Raw genomic sequence first — 22169 nt, 5'->3', positions numbered from 1 at the left:
GGCCCAGCCGTGCGAGCCGCTCACCGGTCAGGCAGGGCGGCCGTCGTACGCCTCGCGATTGGCGTGCACCTCGTCCATGTGCGCCTCGGCCCACACTTTGATGCCGCGCATCACGTGGTGGAGCGAGAGACCGAGGTCGGTCAGTTCGTAGGTGACGGTGACCGGCACGGTCGGGGTCACGGTGCGGGTGAGCAGGCCGTCGCGCTCGAGCGAGCGCAGCGTTTGGGTGAGCATCTTCTGGCTCACCCCGGCCAGCCGGCGGGCCAGCTCGGAGTAGCGCATCGACCGCGGTTCACCGACGCAGTCACCCCCTGGTTGGTACGGACCGTCGCTGCAGAGCGCGGCCAGGATCAACGCGACCCACTTGTCGGAGATCCGGTCAAGCAGCTGCCGGCTGGGGCAGCCCGCCAGGAACGCGTCGTAGTCCACCTTCGCCTGTGTCCGCTGCTGGGCCGCCGTCCTCGTAGGCATCGACCGCTCCTTCCTACCCAGGGGTGACCTACGCACTTCGAAGTGCCTACTTCCCGGTGGAGAGTAACCCATCCACAGTGATGCAGGTCAACCGTCGAAGGCAAGCCACCAGGAGCGAACCCATGAGCACCTCCACTTTCCGCGCCGCCACCTTCCGCGCCGCCACATTCCGCGCCGCCGTCGTCCGCAGCCCGAGCGGGCCGGACTCGATCGAGATCATCGACGTTCCCGTCGTTCAGCCCGGACCCGGCGAGGTCCGGGTCGAGATCGCTGCCGCAGCGGTCAACCCCGTCGACCTCGGGGTCGCGAGCGGCCTCTTCCATGCCATGGGGCTGGTCGACCAGCCCGAGCACACCGGCCTGGGCTGGGACTTCTCCGGCACCGTCGTCGCCACCGGCCCTGGCGTGGACCTGGCCGTCGGTACCCGGGTCGCCGGCCTGGTCGCCGGCTTCGACCGCGACTTCGGCACCTACGCCGAGCAGCTCGTCGTGTCGGCCGCCGACCTGGCCGTCGTACCCGACGGACTGGACCTGACAGCGGCGTCGACGGTGCCGCTCAACGGGCTGGCCGGCGCCCAGATCGTCGATTTGCTGGGCGACGCGCCCGCGGACGGCAACCGGCTGCTGGTGACCGGGGCGGCCGGCGCGGTCGGGGGGTACGTCGCCAGGCTCTCCCAAGACCGCGGCTGGCAGGTGACTGGTCTGGCCCGAGCCGAGGACGAGCGGTTCGTCCGCGGCCTCGGCGCCGACTTCACCACGCACGCCGAGCCGGGCTGGGACGCGGTCGCCGACGGTGCGGCGCTGCAGGACGGGGGCCTCGCCCTTGTCCGCGACGGCGGGGCCTTCGTCGGCGTCCGGCCGAACGCCGAGCCGGCTCCCGAGCGCGGAATCACCGTGGTCGCCGTGGTCACGCACCCCGACGGTCCTCGACTGGGCGACCTGCTCGCCCGCACCGCGTCCGGCGAGCTACCAGCCCGAGTGCACGCGGTCGTGCCGCTGGACCAGGTCGCCGACGCCCACCGGGCCGTCGCCAAGGGCGGGTTGCGCGGCCGCTACGTGCTCGAGCCCTGAGCGGCTCCCCCACCCAGGCGCTCGCCTCACCAGTGGCAAGGTCAAGGACTCGAGCCCCTTTAGTCAACACCGCGTCAACCGGAATGCCGCCGGTGTCGAAGTCACAGTTCCGTAAGCAGCATTGAGCTATCTCGCCACCTCGGATGTCCCTAGCGTGACTGCCGAGGTGGTTGACGTGGCATTCGTACGCGCGCCGCAGACCGGCCCGCACAGTGGTGGACGACTGTGAACGGGCAGGTGCTGGTGGACCTGGCGTGGTGGGACCGCCCCCCGGACGCGGTCGACGACCAGGTGTTGCGGCGGTGCGGTGGTCCCACACTTGATGTCGGCTGCGGTCCTGGGCGGATGGTGGTCGAGCTTGCCCGGCGTGGCGTGCCGGCGTTGGGCATCGACGTGGTGGCGCGCGCTGTCCGGCAGGTGCTGGCACGCGGCGGACATGCACTCACCCGTTCGGTGTTCGACGACCTGCCATGTGAGGGGCGTTGGCAGACCGTCCTGCTGCTGGATGGCTGTGTCGGGATCGGTGGTGACCCGAAGATTCTGCTGGCCCGGATCCGCGAACTGCTCGCGCCGGGCGGTGTCGCCTACATCGAGCATGACCCGGAGCCGGACCGGGCCGAGTACACCACGGCGCGGCTCCGCTACGCCGGTGGCGAGGAGGCGACCGTGGACTGGACGGAGGTCGGTTGGTGCCTGCTCGCCCGCGTCGCGGGTGAGGTCGACCTCGTTGTCAAGGACACCTGGACAGCCGGCGGGCGGTCGTTCGCCGCGTTCAGCCGGCCGGTCGAGAGAAGTGCGGAGTGGTCATGAAAGCGCCGCCTGGCAAGGACATCTGGCGCAGCCCGATCCGAGGCGCCTGGCTGACGTCGATCCTCGGGCTTGTCCTGCTGGTAGGACTTCCCGTGCTGTTCCTGACCGGGCTGTTGTCGTACGCGGCGTACGATCCCGCGCTCGGCGGCCGGTTCAACGATCCCACGCCAGGTAAGGGAATTCTGGGCTTCTACCTGTTCGAGTGGCCGACCCGGCCGGCCTGGCTGTTCTGTTTGACCCAGGGCATCCATGTCATCGGCGGGTTGATGCTCGTACCAGTGCTACTGGCGAAGCTCTGGTCGGTGATCCCGAAGCTCTTCGCGTTGCCACCGGTCAGGTCGCTCGCGCACCTGCTGGAACGGCTCAGCCTCCTGCTCCTGGTGGGTGGCGGCATCTTCGTGTTCGTGACCGGCATCCTCAACATCCAGTACTTCTACGTCTTTCCCGCGGGCTTCTACGCGTCCCACTTCTACGGGGCCTGGGTCTTCGTCGCGGCACTGGCCCTTCACGTCATCCTCAAAGCGCGGACGATGGTGACCGCACTCCGCTCGCGCAGCATCTGGAACGAACTCCGAACCGGTCTTGCCGACACCCGGCCAGAGCCGGCGGACGCAACCGGACTGGTCTCCACGGCGCCTGCGGAACCGACGGTGTCGCGGCGCGGAGCCCTCGGCTTCGTCGCAGCCGGCTCCGCCCTCCTGGCGTTGCTGTCGGCGGGCCAGACGATCGGTGGACCCCTACGGCGGCTGGCCGTCCTGGCACCCCGCGGCGGAGCCGAGGGTCCCGGACCGAACGACTTCGTGGTCAACAAGACCGCGGCGTACCGGAGGATCACGCCGGCACAGACCGGGCCCTCGTGGCGGCTGGACCTGCGCGGCTTCGAGAGCGTTTCGCTGTCCAGAAGCGACCTTCTGGCGCTGACGTTGCACAGCGAGCGCCTGCCGATCGCATGCGTCGAAGGCTGGACGACGGTTCAGACCTGGACCGGCGTACGCCTGGCAGACCTGGCCGCGCTGGTGGGAGTCCGCGAGGCGACGGGCGTCGCGGTGGAGTCGCTGCAACGGGGAGGCGGCTTCGGCTCGGCCAACCTGGCAGGTAACCAGGTGCGCGACCTCCGGTCACTGCTGGCGCTCCGGGTCAATGGTGCCGACCTTTCACTCGACCATGGCTTCCCGGCGCGCATCATCGTCCCGAACACGCCCGGGGTGCACTGCACCAAGTGGGTTTCCCGGCTGACCTTCTGGACCTGACCCCCGGACGTGATCATGACGACGATTCTGCGCAATCTCGCCACTGGGCGGGTCGCCCGTTGGTACGGCGCCAATCCTCTCCACCTGTTGGCATGCGTGGGCGCTTTCAGCCTCGCCGGCTATGCGGCGCTGCGGTTCGTACCCGCCAACCCGCTCGGGGTCGCGGCGTGGTTCGTCGGTGGCGCGCTCGGCCATGACCTGTTGCTGTTGCCGTTGTACAGCCTGGCAGACCGGTCGGTGGCGGTGGTCGTACGACGTCGGGCTCCGAAGGCGACGCGGACCCTGTGGCTCAACCATGTCAGGGTTCCGGCGGCCCTGTCCGCTCTGGCGTTCGCGGTGTTCTTCCCGCTGATCCTGCGGCTGCCGCGAAATCTCGAGGGAGTCACCGGTCGCCCGCCGCCCGACTACTTCGGACGGTGGCTGTTGCTCACCGGCGTGCTGTTCGCCGGCTCGGCGTTCCTGCTTGCCTGCCGCCTACGCCTGAGCCGGCTCCGGCGGCGCGGGTCTGATTCACCAGCTCGTCAGGACGAGGTGCTGGACGCCTAGCGCGGTGACGGCCTGCGCCGCGAGCCACCAGCGATGGGTGCGTGGGGGAAGGAGCGCACAGGCGGCCATCAGCCAGAGCGCGAAGGGCAGCCAGATCCGTTCGACCTCGGCCTTGCTGAGTCCGGACAGGGTAGCGGCGGTCACCGCGAGCAGGGTGGGCAGCACAAGGGCGGCCAGCGGTCCCGCAGATCGCAGGCCGGCCACTCCCCCGCCCAGTCCGGCCACTGCCCCGCCCAGTCCGGCCACTGCCCCGCCCAGTCCGGCCACTGCCCGGCGCAGTCCGGCGACGGCGGCCGGTCCGACGCAGATGGCAAGGGCAGCCAGGTCCGCCCACACCCAGTACGCGTAGGGCCGCTCGCCACCCCAGCCCTGGTAGTAACGGACCCTCAGCTGTGCGTACCCCTCCCACCACCAGAAGCCGCCCACGGTGTAGCTGACCACGACGCCCACCACCACGACGCCGGCAACGAGTAGGGGCATGAGCCGGCGTCCGGCGATCAGTACGCCCAACGCGACCAAGCCGATCAGCGCCAGGCCGTAGGAGAGGTAGAGGGCCAATCCGAGCAGCATCCCGGCCGATCCGGCGGCGGCCCACCCGGAAGGACCCGAGCGCCTGGTCGCGATCGCCAACAGGGCGAGGCCCCATGCCGATACGGCGAGGAACACCGCGTCGGCTGAGACGCCGATCCACAAGGCGGCCGGCGCGAGCACGAGAAACGGGAACCCGCGCCTCGCCAGCGCCTCGCCTGCCATCGCACGCACCGCGACAGCAACGGCCACGCAGGCAGAGGATCCGAGCACCATACAGATCACGGCTGCCCATCCGCCGCCTCGCAGGCCCAGCCGGTCCACCAGGATCCAGAACTCCAGCGCTGCCGGGGGGTGCCCCGCCACATGGGTCACCCACGCATCGGGTTCGCCTGGCCCGGCCGGACCACGGGCGATGCGGTCGGCGAACGTGGGCAGCAACTCACTTCGCGGCGGCGCACCCGGCACCTCCGCGAGGTACTCGCCTGGCCTGGCCAACCGGTGGGCCAGCCGGGTCCATCCGTCGACCAGGCCGAGTGCGAGGACCCAGCCGAACGATGCCGCCCAGGCGGTGGCTAGCAACGCGCGCCAGGGCAGTCGCGCCGCGACGGCCGGACCGGTGGCGACGAACAACAACGCGAGCGCGACGGCCACCGCTGTCGTCGGGCCGACTCGGGGGTCCCAGACCCCGCGCAGCGGCGCGGTCGACGCGTAGATGGGTACCTCACGGTCGCGCAGCACCGCACCGACCACAACGGCAGCGACGACGAGCAAGGCCGCGGTCGACGCCGCCACGAGGTCGGCGACGTGCCCGGGCGGCCGCCGTGGCGGGACACCCTCGTCAGCTCCGCTGGCTGTTCCGGGTTCGAGCATCCCGTCCGTCACCCGGGACAGCGTAGAAAGCCCCCAAGCTCGGTGGTGCCCGGCGAGGCCGGCCGTAAGAACCCCGTAATCGAACGCTCCGGCCACCCGAACACGGCCGCCACTAGCGTCGACACATGCGCATCCTGGTTACCGGAGGAGCCGGGTTCGTCGGCTCCCACGTCGCCGATGTCCTCGTCCGACGCGGCCACGAGGTCGTCCTGGTCGACGCCCTGCTGCCGGAGGCACATGGTGCACGGGGCGGCGCGCCAGCCGCAGCGTCGGCTGAGGCGCCCGCCGAGTCCGGGGGTGCTGGTCATGGGCGGCCGCTCGTTCACGCCCTGATCCAGGAGCCTGGAGTCCTGGCCGATCTTCTGCGTGGCGTCGATGTCGTCTGTCACCAGGCGGCGATGGTGGGTCACGGTGTCGATCCTGGCGACGCACCTGCCTATGCGCGGCACAACGACTATGCGACCGCGTGCCTGCTGGCGGCGATGTACGCCCACGGCGTCAGGCGGCTCGTCCTCGCCTCGTCGATGGTCGTCTACGGGGAAGGCGCATACCGCTGCGTCGAGCATGGAGGCGTACGCCCTGGCCCGCGGCGCGATGCCGACCTGGACGCCGGAAGGTACGAGCCACTCTGTCCCCGGTGCGGCAGTGCGCTGGAAGCCGAGCTGATCCCCGAAGACGTGGCGCTCGATCCACGCAGCCTCTACGCCGCGTCGAAACTCGCCCAGGAGAACTACGCGGCGGCCTGGGCCCGGCAGGCCGGCGGCACCGTATGGGCCCTGCGCTACCACAACGTCTACGGTCCGCGGATGCCGCGGGACACGCCATACGCCGGTGTCGCCTCGCTGTTCCGGTCGGCGTTGGCGCGTGGCGAAGCCCCGCTCGTCCTCGAGGACGGCCGGCAACGTCGCGACTTCGTTCACGTACGGGACATCGCGATGGCGAACGCACTCGCCGCCGAGTCCGCACCGCCAAGCGCCTTCGAAGCGGTCAACGTCTGCTCCGGCGACCCGCACACCATCGGTGAGCTCGCCGAAACCCTCGCGCTCGCCAGCGCGGGTAAGCCGCCCCGCATCGTCGGCGGTGCTCGGGCGGGCGACGTCCGCCACATCGTCGCCGACCCGGCCAAGGCGAGGCGTCTGCTGGGCTTCGCCGCGGCGACGTCGTTCGCCGACGGCATTCGTGCCTTCGCCGACGATCCCCTGCGCTCATAGCGGATCGCGGCGTCCCAGCGGCGTCCCAACCCGGTCGGTCGACGCGAACCGTCAGGTCAGTAACGGCAGCCGCACCTCGAACCGGCAGCCGGCGCCCTGGTTGCTGGCGCGGATCCGGCCGCGATGTGCCTCGACCAGGCCACGGGCGATCGCGAGGCCGAGTCCGCTGCCCGCGGGTTGTTCGGCTCCGCCGCCGCGCTCTCGCGGCGTCCGCGCATGGCTGCCACGGAACGCGACGTCGAACACGCGGCCCAGCTCGTTCTCGGGGATGCCGCCACATGCGTCGTCGACCCACACGGACGCCTCCCCGTCGGTGCTGGCGACGTACACGGTGACGCTCGACCCTGGTGCGGTGTGGTGAACGGCGTTGGAGACGAGGTTGCGGACTACGCGCGCCAGCTCGGGAGAGCTGCCCAGCACAGCCGGACCCGGCGGACCCGCCGCCACCCGCGAACGCAGCACGACCCCCTTGCGGTCCGCGACCGGCCGCTCGGCCGCCACCGCCTCGTCGACCACCTCACACAGGTCGACCGTGGAGAGGGTGAGGCGGAGTGCCCCGGCCGTGATCCTCGAGTACTCGAACAGGTCGTCGACCATGCGGGACAGCCGTTGCGCCTCGCCGGTGATCTTGTGCGCGTACGCACCCACCTCGTCCGGCTGTGCCACCACCCCGTCGGAGAGCGCCTCTGCCATGGCCCGGATCCCGGCCAAGGGTGTACGAAGGTCGTGGCTCACCCAGGCGACGAGCTCGCGGCGGGCGGCTTCGGCGGCGCGTTCGCGGGCGCGGGCGTCCCGCTCCCACACACTGCGCCGGGCGAGCGCGCGCCCGAGCAGAACAGCGGTCGGCACTGTCACGGCCGTGACCAGCGCACAGATCACCAGCGTCGTCGTCAGGATCGGCGTGAACATGAACCCGCTCACGCCGACCACGCCGGCAAGGGTGGCGGCCAGTGGCGTCAGCACGAGCATCGTCATCGAGGTGGCGAGGCGCCGGTTGCGCAGCTGATGAAGGACGACCGCCCCGACAAGTGCCACCGGAAGCGAGAACGCGACCGCGTACGGCGCGACGTGCACGATCTCGGTGAACACGTCCGGCGCCGCGACGGAGAATGCCGGCGCCCCTACGGAGACTGTCTGCACGGGTGTCAACCTTGCCGGTCATAACGGTAGCCGACGCCCCACACGGTCACGATCCGGCGCGGCTGGGTGGGGAGGGCCTCGATCTTCTCCCTGAGCCTGCGTACGTGCACCGTGACCGTCGACTGGTCGCCGAAGTCCCAACCCCAGACGCGTTCGAGGAGCTGGGTGCGGGTGAAGGCGGTCCCCGGATGGACGATCAGGAAGCTCAGCAGGTCGAACTCGCGGATGGTGAGCGCAAGCTCGCGGCCACCCAGCGTCGCCCGGCGGGCCGCCAGGTCGATCATGAGGTCCGCGTCGGCGAGCTGCCGCTGTCCACTGGCGCCGTCCAACCCGTCGGGTGCGGGACCGTCGGCGGTCACGCGACCGTCGGACCGCCGGAGGATGGACTGGACCCGGAGGGCCAGCTCGCGCGGACTGAACGGCTTCGTCACGTAGTCGTCGGCTCCGACCTCCAGGCCGAGGATCCGATCGTCCTCCTCACCCAACGCGGTCAGCATGAGGACGGGCAACGCCGAGCTTCGGCGGATCCGGGCGCACACCTCGATGCCGCCGATGCCCGGCAGCATCAGGTCGAGCACCACCAGGTCGGGATGGCGCTCGTTGACCATCGCGAGCGCGGTCTCGCCGTCCCCGGCCATGATCACCTCGTGGCCGGACCTTTCCAGGTAACGGCGTACGACGTCACGCACCATCACGTCATCGTCGACGACCAGCACCCGGCGTGGCGAGGCGCCGCCGGTCACCGTCTCCCGGTCCGTTCGTTCATCCATGTATCGCCTCACCGCGATGGTCGCACCGCCTTGGTCCGACGGGTGTGGTCGGCCTCCAGCCCGCAGGGTACGGGCAGCGGTGGTGAACCACTCCGGACACCCAGCCTGCAACTGAGCCACCGAGGACGGCGCACGCGGTGGCGAGCCGTCAGGAATTGGTAATACGTACCTTGCGCCTTGATGCGCGTATTGCGCCCTATCGTCGGGCCGTGGACGAGATCGACGTCGTGCTGCCGTGCCTCGACGAGGCCGCGGCACTTCCGGGTGTGCTGTCGATGTTTCCCGCCCACTATCGCGCCATCGTCGTCGACAACGGGTCGACCGATGGATCGCCTGAGATCGCTCGGCAACACGGCGCGGTCGTGGTGACCGAACCTCGCCGCGGTTATGGCGCCGCTGTGCACACAGGGATGCTGGCCAGCCGGAGCCAAATCGTGTGCGTCCTCGACGCCGACGGCTCGCTCGATCCGGGTGAGCTGCCGCGGCTGGTCGATCCACTCACCAGCGGAGCCGCCGATCTTGTCCTCGGGCGGCGGGTGGCCAGCACACCCAAGGCCTGGCCCTGGCATGCCCGCTGGGGAAACGCCGTTCTTGCCGGGCTGGTACGCCGCCGCGGTCTGAACGTCCACGACATCGGCCCGATGCGGGCTGGTTACCGCACCCGGTTGCTCGACCTGGGGATGACCGACCGGGCGTTCGGTTACCCGCTCGAACTCCTGCTCCGGGCCGCCCGCGCCGGGTGGCGAGTGCACGAGCTCGACGTCGCCTATCGGCCGCGAGCCGCGGGCACCCGGTCGAAGGTGTCGGGCTCGCTGCGAGGAACGCTGCGAGCCGTGCGGGACATGACGACCGCCATGCACCGGGTGTGACCACATGCCGACAGGTGTGCTCGTCGTCGCAAAAGCACCGGAAGCGGGGCGTGTCAAGACACGGTTGACGCCGATCGCGACCCCGGTCGAGGCAGCGGACATCGCGGCAGCCGCACTGCTCGACACCCTGGACGCGGTGCACGCCACCGGAGCGGTCGTCATCGTCGCCCTCGCGGGCGACCTGGACCGAACCCTTCGTGGCAGGGAGATTCGGTCTCAGCTCGCCCGTGGCGTCGTCCTTTCCCAACGCGGCGACAGCTTCGGCGACCGGCTCGCGAACGCACACCTCGACGCGCGCGAAATCCATCCGTACGGGCCGATCCTGCAGATCGGTGGCGACACTCCGCAGGTCACGCCCGAGCTACTGTCACAAGCCGCCGACCGGCTCCGGAACCGCGAGGTCGACGGTGTGCTGGGACCGGCAGCCGACGGTGGCTGGTGGGCGATCGGCCTCCGCACCGCGAAACACGCCGACACACTCCGAACGGTGCCCATGTCGCGCAGCGACACCGGAGCGCGCACCCTGGCCGCCCTTCGTACGTTGGGCATTCGCATCACCACGCTGCCCCAACTGCGTGACGTCGACACCGTCGAGGACGCCGTGGCGACCGCCGCCCAGATCCCGGGCAGCCGGTTCGCACGGGCGGTGGCCACACTGCGGGACCGGACTCCCACACCGGTGGAGCCCTAAACTGCAGCATGGGCAGGAAACCGGACCTGAACAGTACTGACGTCCGTAGGCTCGCGCGGGAACTGCTTGCGAGCGACGACGTGAACATCTCGTCGGTGCAAACGGAAGGCGAGGAGACTCACGCCTACCGCGTGGCGAGTAGGGAGCGTGTCGGCTGCCTCCGCATTGGTCGCTCGACCCGCGGCTTCGCCAAGGACCACTGGGCGCACGAGATGCTTGGCGACAGAGTGTCAGTCCCCCGCATCTGGGAGATCGGCCAACTCGACGACAAGCGTGCGTTCTGCCTGAGTGAGTGGATACCCGGTGCGACTCTGCAGGATCTCACCGCAGCGGAGGTGGAACAGGCACTGCCGGCGGTTTTCGACGCCTGGTCGATCATCGCCGGCTGCGATGTCGAGAACATCTCCGGTTACGGCACCTTCGACCCTGAGACCCAGGTCGCCGCTCACGAAACATGGCACGGGCTCCTTCGGGCACCCGCCGACAAAGCCGCGTCCTGGGACTCCGCCTGGACCGCCCCTCGATCCGGACAACTCGCCGAACTGCTGGACACCTACACCGCCCTCGTTGGCCGCTGCCCCGGCGAACGGAGACTCGTACACGGCGACTGGGGATCCAACAACCTGCTCGTCGCCGACGGCCGCGTAGCCGCAGTACTGGACTGGGAGGACGCCGCCATAGGTGATCCGCTTCAGGACGTGGGAAAACGCTTCTGGGCAACCTGGCCACCGGTGACCACCTGCGTGACGCTGCAAGCCGCATACTGCGAGGCACGGTTCGGCGACGTGCCGGGCTACCGCGACCGGATACTGTGCTACGACCTGCACCGCGGGCTTGACGGCATCGGCGCCGCCCTTGCCGACGGTGCTCACACCTGGGCGGACTGGGCCTTTCGCCGCTGCCTCGAGCTTGTCCAGCAAGCCCGATAGCCGTCGCTTCGGCGACTTGGCATGAGTTGACCGATCGGCTCGCCGAGAACCAACGCAAGCTACGTCGCTCGGCACTATCGACGCACGCAAGGTGCGGCAGAGCTTGACTTCGAGCTTGCTGCGGTGCGATACCTGGCGGAGCAGGGGTTCCCGGTCGCAGATGTCGTCGAAGCAGGAGACGGAGCACGCTTCGACTACGTTCAGGGTCGCCCATGCGCCCTCTTCCACTACGTGACCGGGACGGCCGGGGACAGCCCTGGGGAGTCGGGTTGTGCCGACCTGACCTCCGGTATTACCGTAGCGCGCCTCCTGGCTCAGATGCACCTGGTCACTCGGGGCCGGACCTTTCCTGGGTCTCGATCCGAGCGCAGCGACCCCCTCATGCGCTTGACCCAATGGGTCAGGCAGGATGGCGCCGATCCCGAGTTCTTGGATATTCCGGGCGGTCCCGCGTTCCTGCATCATCTGAAGCGACTCCTGCACACCTTGGACTCCGAGCTGACACAAAGAACCCACATGTGGGTCGGCTTGGTGCATGGTGACGTAGCACCCAACAATCTGGTGCTGGACAGCGCGGGTACCGTCACCGCCTTGATCGACTTCGACGACTGCTTGTACTCGTATGTCATCTACGACCTCGCCTCGATCCTTTGGTACTGGGGCCGTTCGGCAGGCGGCAACCTCGACGTCACGCGAACTCGACGCTTGATCGAGGCCTACTGCGATGTTCGTGAGCTGACAGCGGACGAACGCCACCTGCTGGCGCCACTGCTTGCCGCCTACCTCGCGGCGGACGCGATCGGGCAGATCACCTGGTGGTGGCGAGGAGCAGGAAAACCACGACCCGTAGCGGAGATCGACACGGCCCGGGGTTACCTCGAGTTGACAACCAACCCTTCGGCAGCGGATCTCTTCGCAGACCAGTCGTGACGCACGCCGCATGGGATCAGGCCACAGCGTCGTTCATGGCACGTTGGTCCTGGGTATCGGCCGCCTGTTCGCTTGCCGCTCGGACACCTGCGCGAGCGGCTGCGAGTCGCGCTGCCACGCCGATGTATCAATCTTATTTGACCTAACTATGTTTGATGTACCCTCCAGTCATTGGTTATGCCCTGTCAACCATCGACGTCAGGAGGTCCGGCCGTGACGCCGTCCGATCAGTTCGCCAGTGTCCGCTACCTCGTCGACGACGTCCAAGCGGCCGTTGACTTCTACACCAGCCACCTCGGATTCGCCCTAGGCTTCAGCGCCGCACCTGCCTTCGCCGAAGTCACCGCGGGTCGACTGCGGCTGCTGCTGTCCGGACCCACCAGCTCCGGCGCCCGCGCGACCCCGGACGACGCCGCCGGCGGCGGAGGCAACCGCATCCATCTGATCGTCGACGACCTCGATGCCGAGATCGGCAGGCTGCGCAACGCCGGGCTGTCCTTCCGCAGCGACGTGGTCGCCGGGCCCGGCGGACGCCAGGTTCTCCTCGCCGACCCTGCCGACAACCTCATCGAACTGTTCGAGCCCGCCAACTGAGCTGATCAGGTGTTCGGGCTGCGCGAGGCGGGCACGTGCAGGAGACTGGCGGCTCACCGATCGAGGAGATCCACCGCGCATGACTGATGACAGCACCCGCCTCGCCGTCCTGATCGACGCCGACAACACCTCTCCAAAGCTGATCAAGGAGATGTTCGAGGAACTGGCCGGCTACGGGACCATCACCGTCAAGCGGGCGTACGGCGACTGGACCAACCCGCACCTCACCGGCTGGCGCGACATTCTCCTCGCCAATGCCATCTCCCCGGAGCAGCAGTTCGCCTACACCTACGGCAAGAACGCCACCGACTCGGCGCTGATCATCGACGCCATGGACCTGCTGTATTCCGGCAACGTCGAGGGCTTCGCCATCGTCTCCAGCGACAGCGACTTCACCCCACTTGCCACCCGACTGCGCGAGTCGGGCAAGCGGGTCATCGGCGTCGGGCGGCGCAAGACGCCGAAGGCCTTCGTGGAGGCGTGCGAGAAGTTCGTGTTCCTCGAGGTCCTCGCCGGCGACGGCGGTGCGACGGAGCCGGCGAAGGATGACCAACCGCGTCCGATCCAGAGCGTGCTGACCAAGGCGCTGAACAGGGTGGACACCGACGACGACGACTGGGCCTCGCTCAGTGCGCTCGGCAACCACCTGAACCGAACCGACCCGGCGTTCGACTCGCGCAACTACGGGTTCGGCAAACTCAGCGATCTGGTCAAGGCGCAGCCATTCGTCGAGACGAAGACCGTCACCGGGCAGGGTGGACGCGGGCGGCTGTGGGTGCGGCTCAAGGGTCGTCGACCTGTCGACGCGGTGCCGACGGCGAAAGCAGTGAAGAACACGACCAAGAAGGCGGCCGCGAAGAAGTCCACCGAGAAGACAGCGAAGAAGGCCGCCGCCCCGAAGACGGCCCGGAAGACGGCGCGGAAGGCGGCGGCGAAGGCTCCGAACCGCGACAGCCGCCCGTAGTCCGAGAAGACGCTCAGCCACCGCTTCCGCTCGCCTTGACGGCTCGCCGTCGGCCGGCCCGGTCCCGGCCCGCGCTGCAGTGCGCACCGCTTCCATCCACCCCGGTGGCCTGCCATCATTCGAGCGTGAAGACGATGGTGGCTCGGCTGCCCTGGGAGGTGCTCGTCGCCGCGGCCATCGTCGCGCCTCTCGTCTACGTCGTCCTGGGACTCGGGCGAGGCCCAGGTGACCGTGAATTCGTCGAGGAGCAGCTCACCGACGGTCTGCATGGCCTGCCAATCGTCCTGCCCGTGGAACTGCCCGACGGCTATTCGCCCCCAAGCTGGTACCACTCCGAAGGCCACAGCGTAAGAACCGCGTGGTTCGTCGGCTTCGACACGTTCGACTTTGGTGTCTTCGGGGACGACCCTCCGCCTGTCGAGCTGTGCATCCAGCGCGCTGACAGCAACAGCCGACGCTGTGCAGGAACCAGCGGGTCCAGGCCCAGTCCCGAAGCCGAGCGCGGGCTCCACGTCGAGAGGCAGGTCGGCGCGATCCGCGTAGTCGTCAACCCCTTGGTCGACCCCCCGAACATTGTCGAATCGGACCTCAACGCATGGGATGACGTCGAATTCACCACCGACCTCGACACGGTGACCTGGTTGCGATAACAACCCGCGCCGATACACGCATACAGCGGAAAGGCTCAGCAACACCGCCACCACAGCCGCCCGAGCGAGACCGTCAATGCCCGTAGGGCCAGAGCGAATGTCCTCGTCGACCGACGTGCCCGCCTTTCCACGTACTTCCTGGTCTGCCATGCTGCGGAAATGGGTCCCCACGCGGCGGCCGATCCCATCTGGGTGGTCGCTCCTGCTCGGCACGGCAGCCATCCTGGCCTTACCTGTCCTGTTCGTAGCCGATCACCTGACGGTCCGGGCGCCCGACATCACAGACCGCGCCACCGTTCGCGAGATGATCGGACCACCAGGAGGGATTCCGATCGCCCTTCCCGTCGAGCTGCCGCCCGGCTACGAGCCGCCTGACTTCTGGGAGCACTCCACAGACGTCAACGGCAGGGTCGACGCGCGGAGCGTCGCCTTCCTCCCGACCGCAGAGGCACGAGAGGACCGCCAGGTCGCAACCGTTCGGATGTGCGTCGAGGCCGACAGCATTGGCCACGGTCCCTGCGGTTTCGGCGCAAACCCCGTCGAACGCCACGTCGGGAATGTTCGAGTACTCATCTGGCTTCCCGACCACGACCCAGACAACCGAGCCGCCTGGCGCACCATTCCGTTCACCACGGACCTCAACGACGCCCGATGGCTGCGCTGACCTGACCAGGAAGTGCGTCGATGCGTCGGCGGCTCGAGCCCGACGCGATGCGCCCGTCGGGTCCGCCGCAGTGGCGCTCGTTGCTACGCTGCCGGCGTGACCTCGGAAATGCGGCAACTCCGCGCCGCTCTCGATGGTCTGCGGGCTGGCGTCCTGAAGAAGCTTGCCGGGCTCAGCGAGGCTGACGCTCGGCGCAGCACGGTGGATTCCGGGACGAACCTCGCCGGGCTGTTGCAGCACCTCACCTACGTCGAGTCCCTGTGGTTCGAGGAGGTCGTCGCCGGTGGCACGGCGAGCGGGATCCGGTCGATGCAGGTCGATCCCTCGGTTTCGTTGCGGACCCTGCGGGCCGGCTACAAGGCTGCCTGCGAGACCAGCAACCGGATCGTCGAAGCGATCGGCGACCTGGACGCGCCGGTGACCGCAACCGCAAGACCCACGACCTGCGGTGGGTGTTGCTCTCGGTCATCCAGGAAACGGCCCGGCACGCCGGGCATGCCGACATCATCCGCGAACAGATCGACGGACAGACCGGGCGGTGACGCTGAGGTCCGCGCCGCGCTTCCGAAGGTGGTGCTGGGGACGGCGGCCGTGCGTTCAACGACGCCGCCCCCAGGGTGCTGTCACAGGAGCTGATGGCGTAGCTCCGGCCCTACGAGTGGCGGCATGTTCCATTCGGCTGATGCGCTGGTTCCTGCGATGGTGAGGCGTACCCGGCTCGGGCTGGTGATGACGTAGAGGTCGACGATCAACACCTCGCCCAGCCATGCGCCGGCAGCGACAACTGGGCGGCGAAGCGGCGTGCTTTCCCGCCACGTGTCGTGGCCTACCTGGAACTGAAATGCTGTGGCGCCGTCACCGATGCGGACCCTCCAGCCGTGAGCGTCTGGTGTTGCCTCGACTCGTGTTCCCCGTGCGAGGGGCGGTGCCTGGTCGAGGTGGTCCACGACTGCCTCGACGGCGCGGTCGGGGCGGTGCTCGCCGGCGATCCGGGGAAGCGCAAGAGCCGAGAGGCGACTGCGAACTTCGGCGTCGGCGTCGACCTGCCCGGGCTGGTCCAACGCTGGTAGGAGACATTCCCACACGGCGTCGAGCGGGGATTGCATGCTCGTGGTCGCCGCTGTCATCGCCACGACGACATCGGCTTCGGGGACGACGAGACAGAACTGCCCCATCGCGCCGTCGGCTCGGTAGCCGTGACGGGACATCCAGAACTGGTAGCCGTAACCCTGAAGCCAGTCGGGCGCTCGCGTGCCGTCCTCGAACTGCAGCGTGGGAATGTGGCGCCGGGTGGCGAGATCCAGCCAGCCCCGAGGCACGACCTGGTGGCCGTTCCACTGGCCGCGGCGCAGCAGTAGCTCGCCGAAGGCCGCGGCGGCCTCGGTCGTGAGATGCAAGCCGTGGAAGCCGAAGGCGTGGCCCGTGGTGTCCCGGTCCCATTCGCTTGGCCCGATACCCATCTGCCGGAACAGACGTTCGTTCAACACCTCCGGCAGCGGCCGGCCCGTGACGTGTTCGACAATCCGGGCCAGCACGTAGGTGGTGGGGTTGTTGTACGCATGGACCGTCCCCGCTGGTCTCGCCGGCGGTATCCGCAGAAAACCTCGTACCAGATCCAGCGGCTCGAGCGCCCAGGCGTCTTCGAGTACGTCCTCGGTATGTCCGGTGGTCATCGACAACAGATGGTGAACGGTCAGTTCCGACACCTGTGGAGCCACGTCGTCCGGTACGTGGTCTGGGAGGAGATCGACCACACGATCGGTGAGCCCGACCAGCCCGTCTGCCACGGCGAACCCCACCGCGATCGAGGTGAAGGACTTCGACATCGAATAGAGCAGGTGCGGCCGGTCGGCGGTAAACGGAGCCCACCACCCCTCCGCCACCACGTGACCGTGCCGAACAACCATGATCGAGTGCAGCTCGATGCCCTGCTCGCAGACCCGATCGAGGAACGCAATCAACCCGGACGCGTCGATCAGCTGATCGGAAGGAGCCGAACGCGGAAGGAGATTCACAGGTGCAGTCTGCAAGGGGCCGCCTCGAGAACCTATTCCTTATCGCTCTGCTCGATCGGTCTGTTCGGATCAGCTGAGGGTTGCCTGGAGAGAGGATGTCCGCAAGAGTCGGGCCCATGCAGATGCTTCCCCTGTTCCCCACCTCGCTGGTCGGCAGCTACGCGCAGCCGGAGTGGCTCATCGACCGCGCCAAGCTGGCCGGCCGATTTCCACCTCGGGTCCGCGCCCGTGAGCTGTGGCGACCGGAGGCGGATCATCTGGCCGAGGCGCAGGACGACGCCACTCTGCTCGCCATCCGGGCGCAGGAACGCTCCGGCCTCGACATCCTGACCGACGGCGAGATGCGCCGGGAGAGCTACTCCAACCACTTCGCCACGGCTCTGGAGGGTGTCGACATCGACCACCCTGGCGAGGCACTCGACCGCAGCGGTCACCCGAACCCGGTGCCTCGGGTGGTCGGACCCATCCGGCGGCCGCGGGCGGTCCAGGCCGACGACGTCCGATTCCTGCGCGCCAACACCGACCGCGTCATCAAGGTGACGGTGCCCGGCCCGTTCACGATGTCGCAGCAGGCGCAGGACGACCACTACGGACGTCCGGAGGCGCTCGCGATGGCCTACGCCGAGGCTGTCAACGCCGAGGTCCACGACCTCTTCGCCGCCGGTGCCGACATCGTGCAGCTCGACGAGCCCTACATGCAGGCGCGTCCAGAGAGCGCACGGGAGTTCGGCCTGCAGGCGTTGAACCGAGCGCTGGAGAACGCTCCGGGGACGACCGCCGTGCACATCTGCTTCGGCTATGCCGCGATCATCCACGACCGGCCCTCCGGCTACTCCTTCCTTCCCGAGCTCGCCGGCTGTTCCTGCGACCAGGTCTCCATCGAAACCGCACAGTCCAACCTCGACACGTCCGTGCTCAAGCACCTGCCCGACAAGACCATCATCCTGGGCGTGATCGACCTCTCCGACCACACCGTCGAGTCGGCCGAGACCGTGGCCGCGAGGGTCAGGAGGGCCCTGCCGTTCGTCGAACCCGAACGCATCGTCGTCGCGACCGACTGTGGCATGAAGTACCTCCCGCGCCGTTCCGCAGAGGGCAAGCTCCGCGCCATGGCAGCGGCCGCGCGTATGCTGCGCGCCGAAGCCGAGGGGTGAGGGATGAGGGCTGAGAAACCGCATCGCTCACAGCAATTCCGGCCTCATCTGCGATAGCTAGCCGCTCGCCTGGTGTGTGGCCGCGCTGCGGTAGTCGGTGTACGTGTACGGGTTGTCCAGCACCTTCGTCTGTGGGATGTCCGGATTCATGCCCTGCTGCCAGGCCTCGGCACCCAGTGCGCCCTGCAGGTACTCGACGGTCGCCTCGATCGCGCGGCGTGGCGGGGCCAGGTCGACGCCGACCAGCCGGTGATTGTGCTTGACGACGCGGCCGTCGACGATGACGGTGTGGACGTCGGCCCGCTGGGCCTGGAAGACGACGTGCCCGTAGGGATTGAGGATCGGGAACATGACCGGCGAGTCGTCGTTCTTGAGCAGCACGACATCGGCCTTCTTTCCGACTTCGAGGCTGCCGATCTTCTCGTCGAGACCTAGCGCCCTCGCACCACCGCGGGTGGCCCACTCCACTGCCTGGTCGGCACGCAGATGGCAGTGCGTGATCGTTTCTCCCTTGGCATGCGCCTCCAGGTGCTCGCGGGCCCGGTCGGCGCCAAGTGTCGACCGCATCGCCGAGAACAGGTCCGCGCTCCACCACACGCTGGTGTCCACGGACAACGCGACCGGGATGTCGTGGGACCGGAGGATCCACGTGGGCGGGTAGCCCTGGCCACAGCTCTGCTCGCTTTCGGTGGACACCGAGACCGTCCCGCCGGTGGCGGCGATCCGGTGGTACGAATCGGCGCTCAGCGTCGCCGCGTGTACGTACACGGTCTGCGGAGTCATGAACCCGTGGTCGTACATCAGCTGGATGCTGTCGTTGTTGGTGGCGCCCCAGACACCGGCATGCGTCGTCACCGGTGCGCCGAGCTCGCGCGCCACCTCGAACGCGGGACGCTCGGGAAACGCCGGGTCCCCGGTCACGTCGAAGGCCAGCTGGAAACCCAGCATGTCGTCGCCGGTGAAGCGCCGGTCGACGAAGGCACGGAACTCGGGTTGGGTGGACCATTCCCAAGGCCCTGCGTGGATGTTGCCGTAGGCGAGGACGAACCGACCGGGTACGGCCTGGAGGGCTTCGACCGCGGCCTCGGCGTGGTCGATGGTCTGCAGCCCGTGTGACCAGTCCACCGTGGTGGTGACGCCGGCATCGATCGACTCGATGGCCGATGCCAGGTTGCCGGCGTGGATGTCCTCGGGCCGGAACTTCTTGCCGTGTTCGAGGTAGTTCCAGACGAAGTACTGCGTCAGCGTCCAGTCAGCGCCGTACCCGCGCATCGCCGTCTGCCACATGTGCCGGTGCGTGTCCACCATCCCCGGCATGATGATCCCGCCGGTGGCATCGATCTCCACGGTCCCCGCGGGCACGTCGAGCTGTCGTCCTACGGCCTCGATGCGTTCGCCGACGACCAGAACGTCGGCGTCGGTGAGCACCGACTTTCCGTCGTCCATGGTCAGAACCGTCCCGTGGCGGAGCACCACCGGCCGGCCCGCCCCGAATGTCGCCTCAGGCGCATTGCTGGTTTCCATGAGCGCTCCTTCGTCCAGACGCCCACCTGCGCTGGTTTGTGGGGAGAGTCGTCCGTACGGGCCGATGGGTGACCTACCTGCCGGCGCGGTGAGGGACCAGCATCCTGGATGTCTTCACCAGTGCCACCGCCGCGACCCCGACGATCGGCAGCACCGTCAGCTGCCACAGGCCCGCACCGTTCCATCCGAACTCGCCGACAAGGCGGGCGAACAACAAACCAGAGAAGGCCGCGCCCACGTAGTAGGTGAGCATGAAGAGGCCGGCGCCGCGTCCGACGTGTTCGGGCCGGACCGCCCGCTGCATGGCGGTCGTGCAGTTGGTGAACAGGAAGCCGCTGGCAAAGGTGCCGATGAGGAAAGCGAGTACGTAGTGAGCCGCCGGCGTCGTCGCCACCTGGTAGGCGAGGAACGTGCAAGCAGAGGCGCCGACGAAGCCGAGAGCGAGCAGTTTGCGCTGGTCGTAACGGTCGCCCAGCCAACCGGCCGGCAGGGCCATCATCGCCCCGAAGCCCGCCATGGACAGGGCAAACGCGGCCTGCCCGGGTGTGAAGCCGTGCTGCTCCTGGAGGAAGGTGGGATACAGGCCGAGGAAGCCGTAGAACACCACGCCGGAGACCACACAGGCGACTCCCAGCCCGAGTGTGTTGCGGTTGAACGGGCTCGCGGGCACGTGGTCGAACGCCTGCGGGGAGCCTGCCGCCTTGCCCGTAACCGCCTCGGTCAGCCGCTTCGACACGACAGTGACGATGAGGACGGACATGACCAGACCGACACCCGCGAAGACGTAGAACGGTCCCCGCCAGTCTCCCCAGGAGGCCACGATCTGGGTCCCGATGAGTGGCCCGAGGAAGACGCCGAGTCCGAACGCGACACCGACGACCCCGGCGGCCACCGCACGGCGGTGGAAGAAGAACGCCCCGAGGACGGCGTACACGGCCGCGGCATGCATCCCTTCTCCGATGCCGGAGAGCAGGCGGTACGCGCTCATGTCCACGAATCCTGCGGCGAGCGGAACGCCCAGCGTGCCGACCGAGTACATGAGGACGGCGATCACGAGAATGTTCCGCCGCGACAGCCGGTCGGTCAGGAAGCCACCGACCAGCCCGGCGATGGCGAGACCCAGGGTGAAGCCCGTCGCCAGCGACCCGCCCTGCTCCAGGCTGAACCCGAACTCGCTGCTGATGTCGGGAAGCAGCGGGTAGAAGATCTGCCGGTCCATCGCGTTGAGCATGTACGACAGACACAGCACACCGAACCCGACGGCGACGACCGCCGGTGAGATCTCGACGTTTCCTGACGTGGTCGTCCCGGTCTCTACGCGTTCGTTCGGGATGCTCGCCATCGGGCGCTCCTCGAGGGTGTCGCGTCCACCTGTCCGTTCTACGGACACTCGTCCGTAAGGCAGCAAAGTATGACCGCTCCCACACGTTGTCAAGGGATCCTCGGCCCGAACGGACGGGTCCGCGCCGGTCCGGCCACCGCGCTGGCCGCTCGTGCCCGCGGGAGTGGCGCTTTGTCCGCACAGCGGCCAACGTGGTTGACTGTCTACGCCTGCTGCTCTGGCCAAGCACCTGAACGCAGAGAGTTGAGGCATTCGCCCTACGAACACGCCGCAAGCTTCAGGAGTGGTCGATGCCCCGTCGCGACAGCGACCCCGACTTCATCGAGTCGATAGCCCGCGGCTTCGACGTGGTCCGGGCGTTCGACGCCCACCGGCCCGTGATGACCCTCAGCGAGATGGCGGCGGCGACCCAGTTGGCGCGTCCCACGGCCCGCAGAATCCTTCGTACGCTGGAGTCCCTGGGGTACGTGCGGGCAGTCGGCGGCGGGTTCACCCTCACCCCGCGCGTGCTCGAGCTCGGTCTGACCTACGTCCAGGGCATGGGGCTGTGGGACGTGGCTCGTCCGCATATGGAACGGCTCGTCGCCCGTACCCACGAGTCGAGCTCCATCGCCCAGCTCGACGGCTCCGACATCGTGTACGTCGCGCGGGTGGCCGTGCCCAAGATCATCACGCTGGCGGTGCAGATCGGCACCCGGTTCCCGGCACCGCCGACGTCCCTCGGCAAGGTCCTGCTCGCCGGACTCGACGCCGACGAGCTCGACCACGTGCTCGCCCAGCCGAGCCGCTCGGGCGTCACCGCGAGGTGGCAGCCGGACCGGACCGAGCTCGACGCGGCGCTGCGGGAGGTTCGCGCGCGCGGGTGGGCACTCACCGACGAGCAGCTCGCCTCCGGGATCCGCTCGATCGCGGCGCCCGTACGCGACGGCGCCGGCCGGGTCGTCGCCGCGATGAACGTGACCGTGCACGCGGCCGAGACCTCGGTGGAGACGCTCACCGAGGAATACCTTCCGCTGCTCCTGCAGGCGGCAAGCGCCGCGAGCGCCGACTTCGCGAGGTACGACGCCCTGCCGCGCACCGTCGTCGAACCCAGCGTCTCCTGACGGTGCCGTCCGGCCCGGCCGTCCGGCCCGGCCGCCTGACCGAGGCCGCCTGACCGAGGCCGCCTGACCGA

General features: G+C 68.7%; 23 protein-coding genes. 16 read left to right on the top strand and 7 right to left on the bottom strand.

Going from position 1 to position 22169, the window contains the following annotated elements; all coding sequences use genetic code 11:
* Positions 1-27: 27 nt before the first annotated feature.
* Positions 28-471 carry a winged helix-turn-helix transcriptional regulator gene (locus ABNF93_RS27460; RefSeq protein ID WP_349331091.1) on the bottom strand — a complete coding sequence of 148 codons (444 nt, stop codon included), beginning with the start codon at positions 469-471 and terminating at the stop codon, positions 28-30.
* A 122-nt stretch (positions 472-593) separates the two neighbouring features.
* Between ABNF93_RS27460 and ABNF93_RS27455 the strand changes: the two genes are divergently transcribed.
* From ABNF93_RS27455 to ABNF93_RS27440, 4 genes are all read left to right on the top strand, one after another.
* On the top strand, positions 594-1541 hold the full coding sequence (locus ABNF93_RS27455) for an NADP-dependent oxidoreductase (RefSeq protein WP_349331090.1): 948 nt from the start codon (positions 594-596) through the stop codon (positions 1539-1541).
* Positions 1542-1766: 225 nt separating this feature from the next.
* The gene (locus tag ABNF93_RS27450) at positions 1767-2351 is read left to right on the top strand and encodes a class I SAM-dependent methyltransferase (RefSeq protein WP_349331089.1); all 585 of its coding nucleotides are present in this window, start codon (positions 1767-1769) and stop codon (positions 2349-2351) included.
* Positions 2348-3601, top strand: a complete 1254-nt coding sequence (locus ABNF93_RS27445; protein ID WP_349331088.1) for a molybdopterin-dependent oxidoreductase — start codon at positions 2348-2350, stop codon at positions 3599-3601. The genes ABNF93_RS27450 and ABNF93_RS27445 overlap by 4 nt, the downstream gene beginning before the upstream one ends.
* Before the next feature lie 15 nt (positions 3602-3616).
* Positions 3617-4147: a hypothetical protein gene (locus ABNF93_RS27440; protein ID WP_349331087.1), complete on the top strand. Its 531-nt coding sequence runs from the start codon at positions 3617-3619 to the stop codon at positions 4145-4147.
* On the opposite strand, the gene ABNF93_RS27435 is transcribed toward ABNF93_RS27440, so the two are convergent.
* Positions 4112-5560, bottom strand: coding sequence for a hypothetical protein (locus ABNF93_RS27435; protein WP_349331086.1), 1449 nt, complete (start codon positions 5558-5560; stop codon positions 4112-4114). The genes ABNF93_RS27440 and ABNF93_RS27435 overlap by 36 nt on opposite strands.
* 113 nt (positions 5561-5673) lie before the next feature.
* Here ABNF93_RS27435 and ABNF93_RS27430 point away from each other — a divergent pair, with 113 nt between their 5' ends.
* On the top strand, positions 5674-6759 hold the full coding sequence (locus tag ABNF93_RS27430; RefSeq protein WP_349331085.1) for an NAD-dependent epimerase/dehydratase family protein: 1086 nt from the start codon (positions 5674-5676) through the stop codon (positions 6757-6759).
* Between the two features lie 51 nt (positions 6760-6810).
* On the opposite strand, the gene ABNF93_RS27425 is transcribed toward ABNF93_RS27430, so the two are convergent.
* Together ABNF93_RS27425 and ABNF93_RS27420 are read right to left on the bottom strand one after the other, a co-directional pair.
* The gene (locus ABNF93_RS27425; protein ID WP_349331084.1) at positions 6811-7899 is read right to left on the bottom strand and encodes a sensor histidine kinase; all 1089 of its coding nucleotides are present in this window, start codon (positions 7897-7899) and stop codon (positions 6811-6813) included.
* Positions 7900-7904: 5 nt separating this feature from the next.
* Positions 7905-8669, bottom strand: coding sequence for a response regulator transcription factor (locus ABNF93_RS27420; RefSeq protein ID WP_349331083.1), 765 nt, complete (start codon positions 8667-8669; stop codon positions 7905-7907).
* A gap of 209 nt (positions 8670-8878) precedes the next feature.
* On the opposite strand from ABNF93_RS27420, the gene ABNF93_RS27415 reads away from it, so the two are divergent.
* The 9 genes from ABNF93_RS27415 (at position 8879) to ABNF93_RS27375 (ending at position 15596) form a co-directional block, all read left to right on the top strand.
* Positions 8879-9538: a glycosyltransferase family 2 protein gene (locus ABNF93_RS27415; protein ID WP_349331082.1), complete on the top strand. Its 660-nt coding sequence runs from the start codon at positions 8879-8881 to the stop codon at positions 9536-9538.
* Positions 9539-9542: 4 nt separating this feature from the next.
* On the top strand, positions 9543-10229 hold the full coding sequence (locus tag ABNF93_RS27410) for a TIGR04282 family arsenosugar biosynthesis glycosyltransferase (RefSeq protein WP_349331081.1): 687 nt from the start codon (positions 9543-9545) through the stop codon (positions 10227-10229).
* Positions 10230-10324: 95 nt separating this feature from the next.
* Entirely contained in the window at positions 10325-11158 is an 834-nt protein-coding gene (locus ABNF93_RS27405; RefSeq protein WP_349331080.1) for a phosphotransferase family protein, read from the top strand.
* A gap of 33 nt (positions 11159-11191) precedes the next feature.
* Positions 11192-12088, top strand: coding sequence for a phosphotransferase enzyme family protein (locus ABNF93_RS27400; protein ID WP_349331124.1), 897 nt, complete (start codon positions 11192-11194; stop codon positions 12086-12088).
* 213 nt (positions 12089-12301) lie between these two features.
* A complete protein-coding gene (locus ABNF93_RS27395) occupies positions 12302-12682 on the top strand; it encodes a VOC family protein (RefSeq protein WP_349331079.1) in 381 nt (126 codons plus the stop codon).
* 79 nt (positions 12683-12761) lie between these two features.
* A complete protein-coding gene (locus ABNF93_RS27390) occupies positions 12762-13646 on the top strand; it encodes an NYN domain-containing protein (RefSeq protein WP_349331078.1) in 885 nt (294 codons plus the stop codon).
* Positions 13647-13771: 125 nt separating this feature from the next.
* The gene (locus ABNF93_RS27385; protein WP_349331077.1) at positions 13772-14296 is read left to right on the top strand and encodes a hypothetical protein; all 525 of its coding nucleotides are present in this window, start codon (positions 13772-13774) and stop codon (positions 14294-14296) included.
* Positions 14297-14600: 304 nt separating this feature from the next.
* The gene (locus tag ABNF93_RS27380) at positions 14601-14960 is read left to right on the top strand and encodes a hypothetical protein (protein WP_349331076.1); all 360 of its coding nucleotides are present in this window, start codon (positions 14601-14603) and stop codon (positions 14958-14960) included.
* 96 nt (positions 14961-15056) lie between these two features.
* A complete protein-coding gene (locus ABNF93_RS27375; RefSeq protein WP_349331075.1) occupies positions 15057-15596 on the top strand; it encodes a mycothiol transferase in 540 nt (179 codons plus the stop codon).
* Here ABNF93_RS27375 and ABNF93_RS27370 read toward each other — a convergent pair.
* On the bottom strand, positions 15584-16975 hold the full coding sequence (locus ABNF93_RS27370; protein WP_349331074.1) for a serine hydrolase domain-containing protein: 1392 nt from the start codon (positions 16973-16975) through the stop codon (positions 15584-15586). The genes ABNF93_RS27375 and ABNF93_RS27370 overlap by 13 nt on opposite strands.
* 116 nt (positions 16976-17091) lie before the next feature.
* Between ABNF93_RS27370 and ABNF93_RS27365 the strand changes: the two genes are divergently transcribed.
* Entirely contained in the window at positions 17092-18129 is a 1038-nt protein-coding gene (locus ABNF93_RS27365; protein ID WP_349331073.1) for a uroporphyrinogen decarboxylase family protein, read from the top strand.
* A 57-nt stretch (positions 18130-18186) separates the two neighbouring features.
* Here ABNF93_RS27365 and ABNF93_RS27360 read toward each other — a convergent pair whose 3' ends face one another.
* Both ABNF93_RS27360 and ABNF93_RS27355 read right to left on the bottom strand, forming a co-directional pair.
* Complete coding sequence (locus tag ABNF93_RS27360) at positions 18187-19653, bottom strand: amidohydrolase family protein (RefSeq protein WP_349331072.1); 1467 nt, start codon at positions 19651-19653, stop codon at positions 18187-18189.
* A 73-nt stretch (positions 19654-19726) separates the two neighbouring features.
* Positions 19727-20995 (bottom strand): MFS transporter, encoded by a 1269-nt coding sequence (locus ABNF93_RS27355; RefSeq protein WP_349331071.1) that lies wholly within the window; start codon positions 20993-20995, stop codon positions 19727-19729.
* Positions 20996-21285: 290 nt separating this feature from the next.
* Here ABNF93_RS27355 and ABNF93_RS27350 point away from each other — a divergent pair, with 290 nt between their 5' ends.
* Positions 21286-22098, top strand: a complete 813-nt coding sequence (locus ABNF93_RS27350; protein ID WP_349331070.1) for an IclR family transcriptional regulator domain-containing protein — start codon at positions 21286-21288, stop codon at positions 22096-22098.
* Positions 22099-22169 lie beyond the last annotated feature (71 nt).

It is taken from the genome of Actinopolymorpha sp. B9G3, assembly GCF_040120725.1.
GTDB lineage: Bacteria > Actinomycetota > Actinomycetes > Propionibacteriales > Actinopolymorphaceae > Thermasporomyces.
The sequence above is the reverse complement of the archived record's forward strand: the minus strand, read 5'-3'. Positions and strand labels throughout refer to the sequence as shown.

Excerpts from the sequence above, each read along its gene's own strand:
- ABNF93_RS27460 (WP_349331091.1), bottom strand. The coding sequence starts at position 471 with ATGCCTACGAGGACGGCGGCCCAGCAGCGGACACAGGCGAAGGTGGAC.
- ABNF93_RS27455 (WP_349331090.1), top strand. The coding sequence starts at position 594 with ATGAGCACCTCCACTTTCCGCGCCGCCACCTTCCGCGCCGCCACATTC.
- ABNF93_RS27445 (WP_349331088.1), top strand. The coding sequence starts at position 2,348 with ATGAAAGCGCCGCCTGGCAAGGACATCTGGCGCAGCCCGATCCGAGGC.
- ABNF93_RS27440 (WP_349331087.1), top strand. The coding sequence starts at position 3,617 with ATGACGACGATTCTGCGCAATCTCGCCACTGGGCGGGTCGCCCGTTGG.
- ABNF93_RS27430 (WP_349331085.1), top strand. The coding sequence starts at position 5,674 with ATGCGCATCCTGGTTACCGGAGGAGCCGGGTTCGTCGGCTCCCACGTC.
- ABNF93_RS27420 (WP_349331083.1), bottom strand. The coding sequence starts at position 8,669 with ATGGATGAACGAACGGACCGGGAGACGGTGACCGGCGGCGCCTCGCCA.
- ABNF93_RS27410 (WP_349331081.1), top strand. The coding sequence starts at position 9,543 with ATGCCGACAGGTGTGCTCGTCGTCGCAAAAGCACCGGAAGCGGGGCGT.
- ABNF93_RS27390 (WP_349331078.1), top strand. The coding sequence starts at position 12,762 with ATGACTGATGACAGCACCCGCCTCGCCGTCCTGATCGACGCCGACAAC.
- ABNF93_RS27380 (WP_349331076.1), top strand. The coding sequence starts at position 14,601 with ATGATCGGACCACCAGGAGGGATTCCGATCGCCCTTCCCGTCGAGCTG.
- ABNF93_RS27365 (WP_349331073.1), top strand. The coding sequence starts at position 17,092 with ATGCAGATGCTTCCCCTGTTCCCCACCTCGCTGGTCGGCAGCTACGCG.
- ABNF93_RS27360 (WP_349331072.1), bottom strand. The coding sequence starts at position 19,653 with ATGGAAACCAGCAATGCGCCTGAGGCGACATTCGGGGCGGGCCGGCCG.
- ABNF93_RS27355 (WP_349331071.1), bottom strand. The coding sequence starts at position 20,995 with ATGGCGAGCATCCCGAACGAACGCGTAGAGACCGGGACGACCACGTCA.
- ABNF93_RS27350 (WP_349331070.1), top strand. The coding sequence starts at position 21,286 with ATGCCCCGTCGCGACAGCGACCCCGACTTCATCGAGTCGATAGCCCGC.